The organism is Methylorubrum sp. Q1, assembly GCF_004683995.1.
Lineage (GTDB): Bacteria > Pseudomonadota > Alphaproteobacteria > Rhizobiales > Beijerinckiaceae > Methylobacterium.
Genome location: NZ_SRHQ01000005.1, coordinates 25,929 through 42,132, shown reverse-complemented (window position 1 = coordinate 42,132; position 16,204 = coordinate 25,929). Strand labels below are relative to the sequence as shown.

Below are 16,204 nucleotides of genomic sequence, written 5' to 3'. Positions count from 1 at the left end.
AGGGAGGGCCAGCCGATCGCTACGCCGCCTGCTTCAGCGCGTCGTAGAAGCGCCCCCCGGACTCGGCCATCGCCAGGAGGTTGCCCGGCGGGGTGAAGCGGGCGCCGTGCCGGGCCTCCAACTGCCGGGCCAGCGCCACGAAGGCCTTCGCGCCCATGAAGTCGATGTAGGAGAGCGCGCCGCCGGTGAAGGGGGCGAAACCGAAGCCGAGGATCGAGCCGACATCCGCCTCGCGCGGATCGGTCACGACGCCCTCCTGCATCGTGCGGGCAGCCTCCAGCGCCTGAACCACGAGGAAGCGGTGCTTCAGTTCGCCGATGTCGATGCCCTCCGGGTCGAGCCGGTTCGGCTGGATCTCGGCGAGCCCCGGCCAGAGCTTCTTCTGGCCGCCCTCGGGATAGTCGTAGAAGCCGCGCTTGTTCTTGCGGCCGAGCCGGCCATGCGTCTCGACCATCGCGACGAGGAGCCGCTTCTGATCGGGATCGACGGCGCCCTCGCCGAGCTGCGCCTCGGTCGCCCGCATGATCTTGAGGCCGAGATCGAGCGCCACCTCGTCGTTGAGCGAGAGCGGGCCGACCGGCATGCCGGCCATCCGCGCCACGTTCTCGATCATCGCCGGGGGTACGCCCTCGGCAAGCATCTTGTGGCCCTCCTGGATGTAGGCGAGCACGCAGCGGTTGGCGAAGAAGCCGCGGGAATCGTTGACGACGATGCCGGTCTTCTTGATCGCGCGCACATAGTCGAGGGCGGTGGCCACGGCGCGGTCGCCGGTCTGGTTGCCGCGGATGATCTCCACGAGCAGCATCTTCTCCACCGGCGAGAAGAAGTGGATGCCGACGAACTGCTCGGGCCGCTTCGAGGTCTGGGCGAGGCCGGAGATCGGCAGGGTCGAGGTGTTGGAGGCGAAGATCGCGTGTGCGGGCAGCGCCGCCTCGACCCTGGCGATCACCTCGGCCTTCACGCTCGGGTCCTCGAACACCGCCTCGATCACGAGGTCGCAATCGGACAGGACGCCGTAATCGGGCGTCGCGGTGATGCGGGCGAGCAGGGCGTCGCGGTCGGCGGTCTTGGCCTTGCCGCGGTTGATCTGGCCGGTGATGAGCTTGTGGCAATGCGCCTTGCCGGCATCGGCCGAATCCTGATCGCGGTCGATCAGCACGACCTGCATGCCGGCCTGCGCCGTGACGTAGGCGATGCCCGCGCCCATGAAGCCGGCGCCGATGACGCCGACCTTGCCGACCTTGGTCGCCGCCACGTCCTTCGGGCGGCGGGCGCCCTTGTTGATCTCGCCCATGGAGATGAACAGGGTGCGGATCATCGCCTGCGCTTCCTTGGTGCGCAGGATATGGGCGAAGTAGCGGCTCTCGACCCGGAGACCGAGATCCATCGGCAGTTGCAGGCCCTCGTAGACCGAGGCCAGGATCGCCTTGGCGGCCGGGTAGTTGTCGTGGGTCTCACGGCGGTAGATCGCGTTGGCCGGCGGCCAGATCATCATGCCGGCGGGCGAGTAGACTTTTCCGGATGGCGCCTTGAACTTCGGCACGTCCCACGGTGCCACCGCCGAGCCGCCCTCGCGGATCCAGGCCTTGGCCCGCTCGACGATCTCCGCGGCCGGGGCGACGGCGTGGGCCAGCCCCATATTCTTGGCCATGAGCGCGCGGATCTGCTCACCCTTGAACAGCATCTGCAGCGCGTCGCCGGTCTGCATCAGACGGGACACGCGCTGCGTGCCGCCGCCGCCGGGGAACAGGCCGACCTTGATCTCGGGCAGGCCGACACGGGTCTTGTCGTCGTCGGCGAGCACCCGGTGGTGGCAGGCCAGCGCCAGCTCGAAGGCGCCGCCGAGGCACAGGCCGTGCACCGCTGCCGCGAACGGCTTGCCGCAGGTTTCGAGCTTGCGGAACACGAGGCTGAGGCGCCGCGACTCCTCGAAGAAGTGGCGCATGGCCACCGCCTCGCCCTCACTCGCCTTCAGCCGCTCGTACTCGACCCCGAGCCCCTGAAGCATGGTGAGGTCGGCGCCGCCGGAGAAGTTGTTCTTCCCCGAGACGATGACGCAACCCTTAATGGCTTCGTCGGCGACGACCGCGTCGACGATCCGCTCCAGTTCCGCCACCACCTCCATGGTGATGACGTTCATCGAACGGCCCGGCATGTCCCAGGTCGCGAGCGCGATGCCGTCGGCATCGGTCTCGAAGCGGAAATTCTCGGTTGCGGTCATCGCGGAGCCTCGAAGGAAAAGAGCCTGGCCGTATCGGATTCTTAAGGGGAGGGAGCCGTCATGGAGGATGCAACGGGTGCGCGACTGGACCCGGCTCTCCACACCAAACCCCAGACGGATCATGACGACGGACGCCAGACCGCGAACCGCCTGCCGAGCCTGCCGCGATGGAGCGGATCTCGACTTTTCCTTCACCATGGCCTTCCAGCCCATCGTCGACGTCGCCAATGCGCGCGTCTGGGGCTACGAGGCGCTGGTGCGCGGACCGGACGGCGAGTCGGCCGGCTCGATCCTGTCGCGGGTCACCGACGAGACGCTCTACCGCTTCGATCAGGCGGCGCGGGTCAAGGCGATCGAACTCGCCGGCCGCCTGTTCCCGCCCGGCGGCGATACCAAGCTGTCGATCAACTTCATGCCGAACGCCGTGTACGAGCCGGCGGCCTGCATTCGCGCCTCGCTTGAGGCCGCCCGCCGCGTCGGCTTCGACAACGGGCGGCTCAACTTCGAATTCACCGAGAACGAGCGCTTCCACGACATCGCCCATGTCCAGCGGATCGTCACGGAGTACCGGCGACAGGGCTTCTTCACGGCGCTCGACGATTTCGGCGCGGGCTATGCGGGCCTCGGCCTGCTGGCCAATTTCCGCCCGGACCTGATCAAGATCGACATGGATCTCGTGCGCGGCATCGATGCGGATGCCGGGCGCCGCACCATCGTCGGCGGCCTCAACCAGATCGCGCGGGCGCTCGGCGTCGCGGTGATCGCCGAGGGCATCGAGACCGCGGCCGAGGCCGAGGCGCTGCACGGCCTCGGCATCGACCTGCTGCAGGGCTACCACTTCGCCCGTCCGGCGCTGGAAGCCCTGCCGCCGGTGGCGGGCTTCGCGGCCGACGGCGCACCGGTGAAGCGCGTCGCCTGACGCCCTTCGCCCGAAGCTGCCCGTCGCACCGCTCATCCTCGCCTCGCCCGCTGACTTAGCTGTTCACTTGCTCGTTCACTTGCTCGTTCACTTGGCGGGCGTCGGCATGCCGCCGGGCAGGCCGCCCGGGGCGCCGCCGGTCTGGTCGCTGGCAGCCGCCAGCGTCAGCATGTTCAGGAGCCGGGTCACCACCGCCTGCGAGAGCAGGTTCACCTCCGATTTCGGGTCGGCGTTGACGGCCTGGAACTTCTGATAGGTCTTATCCTCGTAGATCTTGTCGAGCTGGTTCAACTCGTCGAGGCTGAACTTGTCGGCATATTGCTTGGACAGGCCTTCGAGCAGCTCCTTGCGCTGCTTGTCGAACTCGGCCTTGGCCTCCTTGCGCACCTTCTCGGCCTTGTCCTCGGGCATGGTCGAGACGGTCTTCTCGAGCGCACCGCCGAAGCCCGTATCGAGGTTCTTCAGAACCGTCTTCTCGGTCAGCTTGGTGGCGACGGCGAGCTTGTCCGCGTTGTCGTCGGCCCGCGCGGCGAGCGGCAGGGCCAGCACGAGGGCGAGGCAGAGGGCGGCTTTTGTCGACTTCATCGTGGCGTTTCTCCCATGGGTGTTCTGGGGCCGCACCCGATCGAAAAAGGGCGCGGCGTGGGAGGCCCTTAGCAGCGTTTCCCGACGGATGGCAGGGCAGGGCGGCGGCGTGACGCCGCCCGACCGATCACACCCGCTCGATGATCGTGGCGGTGCCCATGCCGGCGCCGATGCACAGGGTGACGAGCGCCCGCTCCTTGCCGGTGCGCTCCAGCTCGTCGAGCACGGTGCCGAGGATCATCGCGCCCGTGGCACCCAGCGGATGGCCCATGGCGATGGCGCCGCCGTTGACGTTCACCTTCGCCGGGTCGAGGTCGAAGGCCTGATGGAAGCGCAGGACCACCGAGGCGAAGGCCTCGTTGATCTCGAACAGGTCGATGTCGGACAGGCTCATGCCGGCCCGCGCCAACACCTTCTTCGTGACATCGACCGGGCCCGTCAGCATCAGCGCCGGATCGGAGCCGATATTGGCGAACGCCCGGATGCGGGCGCGGGGCCGCAGGCCCGCGGCGTCGCCGGCCTCGCGCGAGCCGATCAGCACCGCCGCCGCGCCGTCCACGATGCCCGACGAGTTGCCGGCATGGTGGACGTGATGGACCGCCTCGACATCCGGGTGGGCATCGACGGCCACGGCGTCGAAGCCGCCCATCTGGCCCATCTGCACGAAGGAGGGCTTCAGGCTCGCCAGCGACTGCATGTCGGTCGTCGGCCGCATATGCTCGTCACGGTCGAGCAGGGTGATGCCGTTGATGTCCCGCACCGGCACGACGGAGTTCTTGAACAGGCCCTCGTCCCAGGATTGGGCCGAGCGCTTCTGCGACTCGACGGCGTAGGCGTCGCAATCGTCGCGGCTGAACCCGTACTTGGTGGCGATGAGGTCGGCCGAGACGCCCTGCGGCATGAAGTAGGATTTGACCGCGATCGCCGGATCGACCGGCCAGGCGCCGCCCGAGGCGCCGAGGCCGACCCGGCTCATCGATTCGACACCGCCGCCCACGGTGAGGTCGTGCTGGCCGGCCATGATCTGTGCGGCAGCGAAGTTGATGGCGTCGAGGCCCGAGGCGCAGAAGCGATTGATCTGCACGCCGGGCACATGGGTGCCGTAATCGGCCACGAGCGCGGCGGCGCGAGCGATGTCGCCGCCGGCCTCGCCGACCGGATCGACGCAGCCGAGCACCACGTCGTCCACCTGCCGCGTGTCGAGGCCGTTGCGGTCCTTGAGCGCGCGCAACGCCGTCTCGGCGAGGCGCAACGCCGTCACCTCGTGCAGCGAACCGTCCGGCTTGCCGCGGCCACGAGGAGTCCGGACGTGATCAAAGATGTAGGCCTCGGGCATCTCGTCCTCCTTGGGCCGGCCTCGTACCGGGCAGGCTCTGGTATCCCTTGTTGAAGATGCGGACCATGGGGCCGCGCCGATTCATCCGGCACTCCCGCATCCGCGCGGCATCTTCAGGGACTTTGAATGCTGCTCAATCGTTGGTCGAGTTCACTCACGCGGTGACGCCAGTCCGGCCCCGCGGGGGTGTCGTCCCACAGCTCCGCAATCTCCGAGTTCTCGGCCAGGATTCGAGCCAATGCCTCCCGCGCCAGCCCGACGAGTTCGGGCTTGGCCACCAGACGCTCGCCGCCGACCGCTACGATCCGCGCGACCTCTTGCGGCAGTCCCTCGGCGGGCCGCCCATGAGCCGCCGCCAGAATTTCAGCTGCGGCGAGGGCGTTTTGCCCTTCGTCCGCCTCAAGGTAGTCCGGCGCCGTCGTCACGCTCGAAAATGCCGAGCCGACGGCATCGATCTCACCGTTCCGCAGCAGGGCGAGCCAATCCAGCGCGCCATCGTTCTCGAAAGGCCCCAGTCCCCAGGCCCCCATCGGCCAAGTCTCCCGTCAGAACGCCTCGGCGGGCAGCGCCATGGTCGTCTCGGCGCCGGCCTTGATCAGGGTGAGGCGAAGGCCCGTCTCCGGCAGCATCCGCTCCATGAAGAAACGGCCGAGCACAAGCTTGGCATCCATCCGCTCGACGTCGGCGCCCTCCGCCTTCTTGGCGAGCGCCGCCCGCGCGATCTTGGCCCACATGAAGCCCAGCGCGACCTGGCCCAGCAGGTGCATCAGGTCGGTGGCGGCGGCGCCTGCGTTGTCGGGCTTCGAGAAGGCGTTCTGCATCAGCCACATCACCGCGGCCTGGAGGTCGTTGAGCGCCGGCTGGAGCGGCGCCACGAAGGGCTTCATCCCCTCGTCCTCGCCGTGGTTCTTGATGAAGGTCTGCACCTCGGTGAGGAAGGCCATCATCGCCCGGCCGCCGTCCTTGGGTAGCTTGCGGCCGATCAGGTCCATCGCCTGGATGCCGTTGGCACCCTCGTAGATCATGGCGATGCGGGCATCGCGCACGAACTGCGACATGCCCCATTCCTCGACATAGCCGTGGCCGCCGAACATCTGCTGCGCCTCGACCGCGTTGGCGAAGCCCCGGTCGGTCAGCACGCCCTTCACCACAGGGGTCATCAGGCCGAGCATGTCCTCGGCCGCCTGCCGCTCGGCCGCGTCCTCAGAGCGGTGAGCGATGTCGGAGTTGAGGGCGGTCCACAGCATGAGTGCGCGCGCGGCCTCGTTGAAGGCGCGGATCTGCATCAGCGTGCGGCGCACGTCCGGGTGGACGATGATCGGGTCGGCGGCCTTGTCCGGCGCCTTCGCGCCGGTGAGCGAGCGGCCCTGGAGACGCTCCTGCGCGTAGGCGACCGCGTTCTGGTAGGCGGCCTCGGACTGGCCGAGCCCCTGGACGCCGACGGCGAGGCGGGCCTCGTTCATCATCACGAACATCGCGGCCAGGCCGCGATTCTCCTGGCCGACGAGCCAGCCCTTCGCCCCGTCGTAGTTCATCACGCAGGTGGCGTTGGCGTGAATGCCCATCTTGTGCTCGATCGAGCCGCAGGCCACCGCGTTGCGCTCGCCCACGGAGCCGTCCGCGTTCACGAGGAACTTCGGCACGACGAACAGCGAGATGCCCTTGGTGCCCGACGGCGCGCCCTCGATGCGGGCGATGACGAGGTGGACGATGTTCTCCGACAGGTCGTGCTCGCCCGCCGAGATGAAGATCTTGGTGCCGGTGAGGCTGTAGGAGCCGTCGCCGTTGGGAACCGCCTTGGTTTTCAGCAGGCCCAGATCCGTGCCGCAATGCGGCTCGGTGAGGTTCATGGTGCCGGTCCAGGCGCCCTCGACCATCTTGGGCAGGTAGGTCGCCTTCTGCTCGGGCGAGCCGTGGACGAGCAGCGCGGCGATCGCCCCCTGCGTCAGGCCGGGATACATGCTGAGGGCGAGGTTGGCGCCGGAGACGAATTCCTGCATCGCCGTGTTGATGACGTGCGGCAGGCCCTGGCCGCCGAATTCCTCGGGGATCGACAGGCCCATCCAGCCGCCGACGGCGTAGGCGTCGTAGGCCGCCTTGAAGCCCTTCGGCGTCACGACGCTGCCATCCTCCCGGCGGGTGCAGCCCTCCCGATCGCCGGACAGGTTCAGCGGCGCGAACACGTCCCCCGCGAGCCTGCCGCCCTCGCTCAGCACCGCCTGGGCCATGTCGGCGGAGGCGTCGGCGAAGCCGGGGAGATTGTCGTAGCGGTGGATCGCGAGAACGTCGTTGATGAGGAACAGGGTGTCCTCGACCGGGGCCCGGTAGCTCGGCATCGCGTCAGCCTCCCGCAACTTTGTGAGGTGGTCCGCACCGATTCGGTCGGGCTCCGATCCTCGATAGTTCATATGTAAACTATCTCGTGGAGGCTTCGCAAGAGCCGGCCGGGCCGGTCCCAATCGCGGCCCGCGCGCCACCAATTGGGCCCGTCCCGGAAAAGCGCGGCCCTTCGGTCACACCCTTAACCAAGCATTTACCAAGAATGGAAAAGGTCGTTCCAGTCCGATCCGCATTCCGCCGCTTCACGCCTTGCGCGAAACGTCGGTCCGCCGGGCACCGGAAGCCGCCGACTTCGGATCTCCGCGAGATGAAACAGACTGCCCCGATCAGCCTCGACAGCTTCGACCCGGAGGTACTCGCGGCTGCCCGCGAGGTCGCCCGGCGAGCGGGGGTGCCGCTGGAGAGTTGGATCGCCTCGGTGGCGACGCCCGACCCGTCGAAGCCGGGCCCGCGGCGGCGGCGCGCGGATGCGGCGTCCCCGGCCAGTGAGGCCGGCGCGGAGCCGACCCGGCTGGTTGGAGGCCGGGCGACGGAAAAGGCGCCCACACCGGCCTCACGCAAGGACGGGCCGTCGCACAGGCGCCGGGAGGCCGTTCAGGGCGCCTCGGCAGCCGAGGCTGCGGACACGACGTCGCTGGAAGCCTCGCTCGGCGCGATGATGCGGCGGCTCGATGCCCTCGACCGCTCGATCAGCCGGGAGCGCGAGGCGTCCAAGGCCGATGCCGCCCGGATGATCGACGAGATGGAGGCGCGGTTGACCACGGCCCGCCAGCCGGTCGCACCGGAAATGATCGCCGGACGCATCGCCGACATCGAACGCAAAATGGGCGAGATCGCCGGCCAGATCGACACGCCCCGTCCGCTGGGCCGGCGCGGGCGCCCGCTCGCCACCGAGGTCCGCGATGCCGTCGCCGAGGTGCGCCGCCGCCAGCGCGAGCTGGAAGAGGGCATCGCCGAATGGAACGCCGCCGGCGCGGTCGAGCAGCAGGATGGCCCGGCCGCATTGTCGGTGACGCATGCCGAGGACGGGTCCGGCCAGGAGCCGTCCCCGGCCATCGCCGAACTGCAACGCGAGACGAACCGGCTGCGCGACGCGCTCGGCGGCCTCGCCACCGGCCGCGACGTCAGCGAGCTGGAACGGACCATGCAGGCCGTCGCCGGCGACCTGCAGCGGGCGCGCGCGCCGCAGGAACTCGCCGCCATCGCTGCACCGGTCGAGCTCATGCGCCTCCAAGTGGAGCGGATCGCCGAAGACGTGGCGGACAACGTCCACGCCCGCATCGCCGGTGAGGTGGAGCGCCTGGCCGGGAAGGTCGATGCCGTCCTCTCGGGCGCCCTCTCCGGCCCCGCCGACCAGAGCGCCCTCGACGGCGTGTTCCGCGAACTCGACGAGATCCGCCGCCTCGTGGCGTCCCTGGCAGGGCCGGAGCGCATCCAGAGCCTCGCCCAGGGCGTGCAGGCGATCAGCGCCCAGATCACGCAGCTCCAGCGGGACGAGGATGCGGGCATCGCCACCCTCAAGCCGCTGCTGGAGGAGATTCGCGGGGAGCTGAAGTCGCCCGAGTCATCCCGCGAGCTTCCCGGCGCGCTTCTCGGACGTTTCGAGGCGCTCGCGCAGCGGCTCGACGGGGCCGGGGCCGTCGGCGAGTTGATCGAGCGGCTCGAAGGCGTGGCCGAAAAAGTCGACCGCGTCAGCGCGGGCGGCAGCGGACTCGATGCCCTGGAAAGCCACGTCCTCGCCCTGGCGAGCCGGCTCGAAGCGCCGCGCGACACCGATCCCGCCGTGGCGCGCCTCGAGCGCTCCATGGGCGACCTGCTCGCCCAGGTCACGGCCCTGCGCAACGGAACCGATCTGGAGGCCACCGTCGCGCATGCGGTCCGCGAGGCCATGACGGGCTCGCCCGCCTCGCTCGCAGCGGGCGGCGGTTTCGAGCTGCTGCGGGCCGATCTCGCCGAGATGCGGGCAAACCAGAAGGGCGCGGACCAGCGCCTCCAATCGACGATGGAAGGCGTCCAGGCGGTGCTGATGCGGCTGAGCGAGCAGCTCGACCGCACCATGACCTCGTCCGCGGCACTCACCGTCGCCGCCCCGCAGGAGCGCGCGCCCGTCCTGCTGTCCTCGGCCGAGCGTGTCGATCAGGAGCGCGTCTCGCACGAGCGCCCCGCCGCCCCGAAGACGGCCGTCCAGTCGTCGTCCCAGAATCTGGCCCGCCCGAACCGCACCGCATCCTCCGACGAGGCCGGCGGGACGGAGGCGAGCCGCCTGTCCGACGAGTTGCTGGAGCCCGGTGCCGGCCGGCCCGGATCCGGCCGCCCGGCCGCGCCGGAGGCGAGCCCTGCACCCGCCGGCGGCGCCGACATCAAGACAAGCTTCATCGCCGCCGCGCGGCGCGCGGCGCAAGCGGCGCAGGCCGAATCGGCATCCGAGGCGCCGTTGACGGCGCGCCTGCGCGACAAGGTGGCTCCGGCCCGCGCGCCGGGCGCGGAGACGACGCCCCTCTCGCGGATCCGTGGCGCCCTCGACAGCCGCCGCCGCACTCTCCTGCTCGGCCTCGCCGCCGTGGTGCTGGCGCTCGGCGCCTACCAAGCCTTCCTCGCGGGCAAGGGCACTCCGACCGGCGACCCGGCCGCGCTGGAGGTCCGTCCGGTGGCGAGCACCGCCCCGGGGGCATCCTCCGAAGCCGCCACGAGCCGAACCGAGACCACGGCCGAGCCCGCTCAGGCGGCATCTTCACAGGCCCAGGCTCCGTCCGAAACATCCCCCCAGACCGGGACACCGGCTCCAGGCGGAGCCCAGACGACGCCCGACCCGGCGACGACCCAATCCATCGCCGAGCCGAAATCCGCGCCGGCCAAGCGCGGGCTGCCCCAGGTCGCGGGCATGAGCACGCTCGGCCCCGACCTCGCCGGTCTGCCGCCGGCCCTGGCCAAGCTCAAGCAGGATGCGCTCGACGGCGACGGCGCCGCGGTCTGGGAGATCGCCTCCCGCGAGGCCGAGGGCCGGGGCGTGACGCGCGACCTCGCGATCGCCGCCAAGCTCTATGAGCGGCTCGCGAATGCCGGCTACGCGCCGGCTCAGTTCAAGGTCGGCAACGCCTACGAGAAGGGCTCGGGCGTGGTCCGGGACATCGAGAAGGCGAAGGCTTGGTACGGCCGCGCCGCGGATCAGGGCAACATCCGCGCGATGCACAACCTCGCCGTGATGCATGCCGAGAACCCGACGGCCAATGGCAAGGCGGATTTCGTGATCGCCGCGAACGCCTTCCGCCGGGCGGCGGAACACGGGGTGCGCGACAGCCAGTACAACCTCGCCGTACTCTACGCCCGCGGCCTCGGCGTCGGGCAGGATCTCGTCCAGTCCTATCTCTGGTTCTCGGCCGCCGCCACGCAGGGGGACCAGGAAGCGGGCCGCAAGCGGGACGAGGTCGCTGCCAAGCTCTCGCCCAAGGATCTGACCGAGGCCAGGAGCCTCGCCTCGGGCTTCAAGGCCAAGGCCGTCGATCCGGCCGCGAACGAGGCACCGTCCCAGAAGGCTGCCGCCGCAGCGGGGATGTCCCTGATGGGCGCGCCGTCGCCGGGCATGCCAACCGCCGCGCCCCTATCGGCGCAGAAGCGCTTCGGGGTCTGAGAGGCCCCACGCCGACGGCGGCAGGCAAGAAAGATTAAGACGAGATATGACGGCTCTGAAAACAGGCCGCGTTCCCGACGGGAACGCGGCCTTTCTCGTTTTCGTCTTCCGGCGATTCCCGTAGCCGCCGCCGTCGAAACGGTAAGGCGGAGCGGCACACCATTTCACACGCAAAAGCTGCATGTTCGGCTCGCCGGGCGGGGCTCGATTCCGCGCGCCGCCGCAGATGACCCGCCCACAGCCATCACGCCATCAGGCGTAAGCTCGGCACCCCCCAAAGCTCATCGGCATCTCTCTTGTACGGCTGAGCAGTGTTTTTAATCCTATAAGATTAAATTATATTTCTACGGATTAAAATTTATCACATTATTGTGCTTTAACACACTTTTATTGGCTGATTTGCATGTTAAGTGTGCTCTTGCTTCGAAATTAATCGGCAATTGAACACGAGAGGAGCACATCATGCTGCGCTTTGCATCATACGCATCCGTCCTCCTGCTTGCATTCGCGACCACGGTGACGCCGGTCGCGGCGCAATCGGCCCGGCCTAAGAAGGGAACTTGGACCGCGCTGCCGTCGCAGGTCGTACCGCCAGCCCCCTCCTACATCGCCGATGGCGGCTTCGGCGCGCTCCCGCTCGCGGCGGGCAGCCGGTCGGGCTACTGCGACATCGTCGTGAAGCGGGGCGGCGGCAATCCGACCCAGGACATGACCGGCTCGATCGGCCACGCGAAGAGCTACCAGGCCGGCGGCGGCGGCCCGGCCCGGCAGCGGGTCTGCTCGCGCTAGAGCATCATCCCGAAAGGTGGCCTCCGGCTTTCGGAAAAAGATGATGCGAAAACAGGAGCCTAAAGCATCGTCCTGGATTTGATTTCCAGCACGATGCTCTAAGAGTGCCTCACAAAACGCCCGATCACCGATCGTCTCCGTTCTGGGCACGGCGGCGCCGCGGGAGTTTTGCGAGAGACACCAAGCGCCTGAAGGTTTGGAAAACGGGCGGCGCTCCTCGGTTCGTGGGGCGCCGTTCGCGTCAAACCAGCGGTGCCATCTCCGCCTGACGCGCCGGCTTCTGCATCCCCGGCTTCTCGTAGGCCGCGACGTCGAAATCGTCGCTCGGGATGCGGACGAGGAAGCGCTCGGCCATTTCGAACATCAGGATGTCGGGGCGCACCCGCTCGACGTAACCCCAGTCGATGCTGGACGACCAGACGAAGTGCATCTCGCGGAACGTCTCGGCGAGGAAGCTGGTCAGCATGATCGGCGCGAAATGCGCGTAGGAATCCCCGAACAGCACCAGGGTGCGCGGGTCGGCCTGGGGAGAGGGGTTCCGGTAGATGACGTGGGCGCCGACATGGAGGTCGCCCGCCCGGCCCTCCGCCTCGTAGGATTCGACGAGCGGGCTCGCATAGGCGCGTGACGCGTCGCGATGCACCGCCCAGTTCACCACCGTCTCCCGCGGCCGGTCGGGCAGCTTGTCGCCGAGATCCCACAGCCCGTCATGGGGAAAGCGCGGGCGCTCGGCGATATCGGGCGGAGCCACGGCGCCGCAGGCCCGCAGCAGCGCCCGGCACGCGATCAGGCATCCCTCGTAGGTCCAGTGCGAATCGGTGCGGCGGTAGAGCGGCTCCGCCCCGTCGCGGGCGGCGCGCAGGGGTGCGACGAGATCGACGAAGCCGCTCATCCGGTCGAGACGCCGGGCGAGCCGCCGGGCCGGCGACAGGCGCGCGTCGTAATCGAGGCCGAGGGTGCGGTCGTCGTAGACCGAGAGCTTTTCCGGCACGATGGTGTGGACGTAGCGGATGCCGAGCGCTTGCGCCCGGGCGGAGCGGGCCTCGATCAGCCGCGCCCAGCGGCGCAGGTGCCACCAGCCCGCGAGCGAGCGCCGGTATTGCAGGAGCACCCCGTTGGTGCCCCCGATCAGGAACAGCCACCCGTCGCGTCCCCGGTGGATGATCTCTCTGTTCCTGCGGGCCATGCCAGCTTCCTAGACGCAGCTCGACCGGCTGAACAGCGCAGCCACACCACAGCCCGCCCGCTGGATACGCGGTCCCGCCGCGCCATCTTGCTCGGACCCGCGCCGGGCGCCCCGGCCTCGCCCGAGAGTTCAAAGCGTTGCCCGAGCCCGCCCCGCTGATCCTGACCCTGCAGATGGACGAGGCGGCCTTCGCCACCTTCGACGGTTTGCGGCGGCGGCATTTTCCCGAAGCGCTGAACCACATCCCCGCCCACGCGACGCTGTTCCACCACCTACCGGGCGAGGATCCGGCGGGCGTGACCGAGACGGTGACGGCGCTCGCCCGCGCGCAGGCCGCACCGGAGGTCGCGGTGACGGGCGTGCGCTTCACCGGGCGCGGCGTCGCCTATGCGCTGGAATCGGACGCGCTGACCGCCTTCCGCCAGCGGGTCGCGGCGGCGTTCCGCGATCGTCTCACGGCGCAGGATCGGCAGGGCTGGCGCCCGCATGTCACCGTGCAGAACAAGGTCGCCCCCGACACCGCCCGCGCGCTGCATGCCGCGCTGGCCCAGGACTTCGAGCCTTCGCACTTCCGCGCACCGGGCGTGCTGCTATGGCGTTATCTCGGCGGCCCGTGGGAGCGGGTCGCGGCTATCGCATTCGGGGATGCGGCATGAGACTACCCGGTATCGCGCGCACCGGCGGTGGCGCCCTCTGGCGCGGATCGTCCGCCGTATGGCTGCGGCTGCACCTCAACGAGGTCGGGCCGCTGGTGTCGCTGCTTCTCGTCAGCACCCTCGGCTACGGCTTCTTCGCGCTCGCCCGCGAGGTCGGCGAAGGATCGACCGCCGCGCTCGACCGCAAGATCCTGCTCGGGTTGCGCAACCCCGCCGACCTCTCCGACCCGCTCGGACCGGCTTGGCTGGAGGAGGCGATGCGCGACATCACCGGATGGGGCAGCGTCGTCACCATCGTCTTCCTCACGGCGGCGGCGGTGATCTACCTCGCGCTCTCCGGCCGGCGGCGCGTCGCGGTGTTCGTGCTGGCCGCCGTCGGCGGCGGCGAGGCGGTCTCGACGGTGCTCAAGCTGTTCTACCACCGCCCCCGGCCCGACCTCGTGCCGCACGGCATGGAAGTGTTCACGGCAAGCTTCCCGTCGGGCCACGCGATGATGTCGGCGATCGCCTACCTCACGCTGGCGACATTGCTCGCCCGTGTCGAGCGGCGGCGCAGCGTCAAGGCGCTGATGCTGGCGCTCGGCGTCGGGATGACGGTGCTGGTCGGCGTCAGCCGAGTCTATCTCGGCGTGCATTGGCCGAGCGACGTGCTGGCGGGCTGGTGCGTCGGCGCCGCCTGGGCGGCCCTGTGCTGGTTCGTCGCGCTCCAGCTCCAGCGGCGGGGCGAGGTGGAGGATCCCGATCCGACACCGGCCTCGACCGGCCCTGGCCAGCTCAAAGGAACCTCCGCGCCGGGCTGACGCGTTCTGGCCTCGTGCTCGCGAGGCACGTGATCAGCAAGGCCGGTATCCTGTCATGAGCGACGACCTCCAACTGTCCCGGCGCCTCCTTCTCGCGGGCGGCGCCGGCCTGACCGGCGCGGCCCTCGGCCTCGGCGGGGGGGCGCAGGCTGCCTCAGGTGCACCGGCTCCGTCGGTGCCGGCCGATACCGGTGCGGTTCAGGGCGGCCGGATCGTCTTCCCGAACTGGCGCGATACCGGCGACGCGCCGCCCCCGCCGCCGCCCGCGCCGATGCCTCCGTCCGAGCGGGTCGGCTTCGCCATCGTCGGACTCGGGCGCCTGAGTCTCGAGGAAATCCTTCCGGCCTTCGGCGAGGCGAAGAAAGCGAAGGTCGTCGCGCTGATGTCGGGCTCGCCCGAGAAAGCCGGTCTCACGGCGGCGCAGTACGGCATCCCCGCCGACGCGATCTACGGTTACGACCAGTGGGACCGGCTCGAAGCGAACCCCGCGGTCAAGGCGGTCTACATCGTCACGCCGAACGGCCTGCACCGGGACAACGTTCTGGCCGCGGCGAGCGCCGGCAAGCACGTGCTGTGCGAGAAGCCGATGGCGAACACGTCGGCCGAGGCGCAGGAGATGATCGAGGCCTGCAACAAGGCCGGCGTCAAGCTGATGGTCGCCTATCGCTGCCAGTACGAGCCGTTCAACCGCGAGGTCGTGCGGCTCGCCCGCTCGGGCGAGTTCGGGCGCGTGAAGATGGTCGAGGCCTTCAACGGCCAGACCACGGCGCTGCCCGAGCAGTGGCGCCTGCGCAAGGCGCTGGCGGGCGGCGGGGCGCTGCCCGATATCGGCCTCTACTGCCTCAACGGGGTGCGGACGCTGCTGGGCGAGGAGCCGGTCTCGATCCAGGCGCAGATCGTCACGCCCGAGAACGATCCGCGCTTCAAGGAAGTGGAGGAAAGCGTCGCCTTCACGCTTCGCTTCCCCTCCGGCGTGATCGCGCAATGCGGCACGAGCTACGGCGTCCACGAGAGCCGGTCGCTCCGGGTCCACACGACGGGCGGCTCGCTCGATCTGGCCAACGCCTTCGCCTATCGCGGCCAGCGCCTCACCATCGCCCACCGCGAGGGCAGCCACGTCCAGCGCGACGAGCCGGTTCTGACACCCAAGAACCAGTTCGCGCTCGAACTCGACCACATGGCCGAGTGCATCCTCACCGACCGCCGCCCCCGCACACCCGGCGAGGAGGGACTGCAGGACATGATCCTGATGGAGGCGATCTACGCCGCCGCCCGCTCCGGCCAGCCCGTCACGGTCGGCCCGCTGGCGGGAACGGGGCAGGGGGCCGATGCGACGCGGGGACCGGCGCTGGAGGAGAAGTGAGTCGGTGTCCGCGTGATCGCCTCGGTGACACGGGCATTCCCGTTCCGCGCTCGACGTCGGGCCTGCCCGCCTTCGGTCCATTTCTGCAGATCCTGGGCAAGCTCAGGATCTGATGGGAGAGGGGGAGCCGCATCGATCTTGAGAGATCTCGACGCCCCTGCGGCAGCGCCTACTCCCCCCAGCGCACGAACAGCGCGATGGCAATGACGGCGAGGACGGCGAGCAGCCACGCCTCGCCCACGGTCAGCGCGTAGGCGAGCAGGCCGAAAAAGCCGAGGGCGATGCCGAGCATGGTCGCGATGGCGACGGGGTTCATGGCGGGCGGTTTTTGTCGCTGGAATCGGGGCCCGGCGCCCTTCGCGGCGCCGGATCGACACAACT

At 69.5% G+C, this 16,204-nt stretch carries 13 protein-coding genes; 6 read left to right on the top strand and 7 right to left on the bottom strand.

Annotation, left to right across the window (positions count from 1 at the left end; genetic code table 11):
• Window positions 1-19 precede the first annotated feature (19 nt).
• Window positions 20-2,221 carry an FAD-dependent oxidoreductase gene (locus E4V01_RS06545; protein WP_135297793.1) on the bottom strand — a complete coding sequence of 734 codons (2,202 nt, stop codon included), beginning with the start codon at window positions 2,219-2,221 and terminating at the stop codon, window positions 20-22.
• Window positions 2,222-2,342: 121 nt separating this feature from the next.
• Here E4V01_RS06545 and E4V01_RS06540 point away from each other — a divergent pair, with 121 nt between their 5' ends.
• Window positions 2,343-3,140 (top strand): EAL domain-containing protein, encoded by a 798-nt coding sequence (locus E4V01_RS06540; RefSeq protein ID WP_135297792.1) that lies wholly within the window; start codon window positions 2,343-2,345, stop codon window positions 3,138-3,140.
• Between the two features lie 87 nt (window positions 3,141-3,227).
• Here the strand turns inward: E4V01_RS06540 and E4V01_RS06535 are convergent, their stop codons facing one another.
• The 4 genes from E4V01_RS06535 to E4V01_RS06520 form a co-directional block, all read right to left on the bottom strand.
• A complete protein-coding gene (locus E4V01_RS06535) occupies window positions 3,228-3,725 on the bottom strand; it encodes a hypothetical protein (RefSeq protein WP_003603148.1) in 498 nt (165 codons plus the stop codon).
• A gap of 127 nt (window positions 3,726-3,852) precedes the next feature.
• On the bottom strand, window positions 3,853-5,061 hold the full coding sequence (locus tag E4V01_RS06530) for an acetyl-CoA C-acetyltransferase (RefSeq protein ID WP_135297791.1): 1,209 nt from the start codon (window positions 5,059-5,061) through the stop codon (window positions 3,853-3,855).
• 113 nt (window positions 5,062-5,174) lie between these two features.
• Complete coding sequence (locus E4V01_RS06525; RefSeq protein WP_135297790.1) at window positions 5,175-5,591, bottom strand: DUF4259 domain-containing protein; 417 nt, start codon at window positions 5,589-5,591, stop codon at window positions 5,175-5,177.
• A gap of 15 nt (window positions 5,592-5,606) precedes the next feature.
• Window positions 5,607-7,397 (bottom strand): acyl-CoA dehydrogenase C-terminal domain-containing protein, encoded by a 1,791-nt coding sequence (locus E4V01_RS06520; protein ID WP_135297789.1) that lies wholly within the window; start codon window positions 7,395-7,397, stop codon window positions 5,607-5,609.
• Window positions 7,398-7,708: 311 nt separating this feature from the next.
• On the opposite strand from E4V01_RS06520, the gene E4V01_RS06515 reads away from it, so the two are divergent.
• Complete coding sequence (locus E4V01_RS06515; RefSeq protein WP_135297788.1) at window positions 7,709-11,029, top strand: SEL1-like repeat protein; 3,321 nt, start codon at window positions 7,709-7,711, stop codon at window positions 11,027-11,029.
• Window positions 11,030-11,491: 462 nt separating this feature from the next.
• The gene (locus E4V01_RS06510; protein WP_135297787.1) at window positions 11,492-11,818 is read left to right on the top strand and encodes a hypothetical protein; all 327 of its coding nucleotides are present in this window, start codon (window positions 11,492-11,494) and stop codon (window positions 11,816-11,818) included.
• Window positions 11,819-12,059: 241 nt separating this feature from the next.
• Here the strand turns inward: E4V01_RS06510 and E4V01_RS06505 are convergent, their stop codons facing one another.
• On the bottom strand, window positions 12,060-13,004 hold the full coding sequence (locus tag E4V01_RS06505) for a hypothetical protein (protein ID WP_060770615.1): 945 nt from the start codon (window positions 13,002-13,004) through the stop codon (window positions 12,060-12,062).
• A 137-nt stretch (window positions 13,005-13,141) separates the two neighbouring features.
• Here E4V01_RS06505 and E4V01_RS06500 point away from each other — a divergent pair, with 137 nt between their 5' ends.
• The 3 genes from E4V01_RS06500 to E4V01_RS06490 are packed head-to-tail and all read left to right on the top strand — an operon-like array spanning window position 13,142 to window position 15,823.
• On the top strand, window positions 13,142-13,660 hold the full coding sequence (locus E4V01_RS06500) for a 2'-5' RNA ligase family protein (protein ID WP_135297786.1): 519 nt from the start codon (window positions 13,142-13,144) through the stop codon (window positions 13,658-13,660).
• The gene (locus E4V01_RS06495; protein WP_135297785.1) at window positions 13,657-14,460 is read left to right on the top strand and encodes a phosphatase PAP2 family protein; all 804 of its coding nucleotides are present in this window, start codon (window positions 13,657-13,659) and stop codon (window positions 14,458-14,460) included. Before E4V01_RS06500 ends, E4V01_RS06495 begins: the two co-directional genes overlap by 4 nt.
• 55 nt (window positions 14,461-14,515) lie before the next feature.
• Complete coding sequence (locus E4V01_RS06490) at window positions 14,516-15,823, top strand: Gfo/Idh/MocA family protein (RefSeq protein WP_135297784.1); 1,308 nt, start codon at window positions 14,516-14,518, stop codon at window positions 15,821-15,823.
• A gap of 169 nt (window positions 15,824-15,992) precedes the next feature.
• Here the strand turns inward: E4V01_RS06490 and E4V01_RS25585 are convergent, their stop codons facing one another.
• Complete coding sequence (locus tag E4V01_RS25585) at window positions 15,993-16,139, bottom strand: hypothetical protein (protein WP_193763150.1); 147 nt, start codon at window positions 16,137-16,139, stop codon at window positions 15,993-15,995.
• Between the last annotated feature and the right edge of the window lie 65 nt (window positions 16,140-16,204).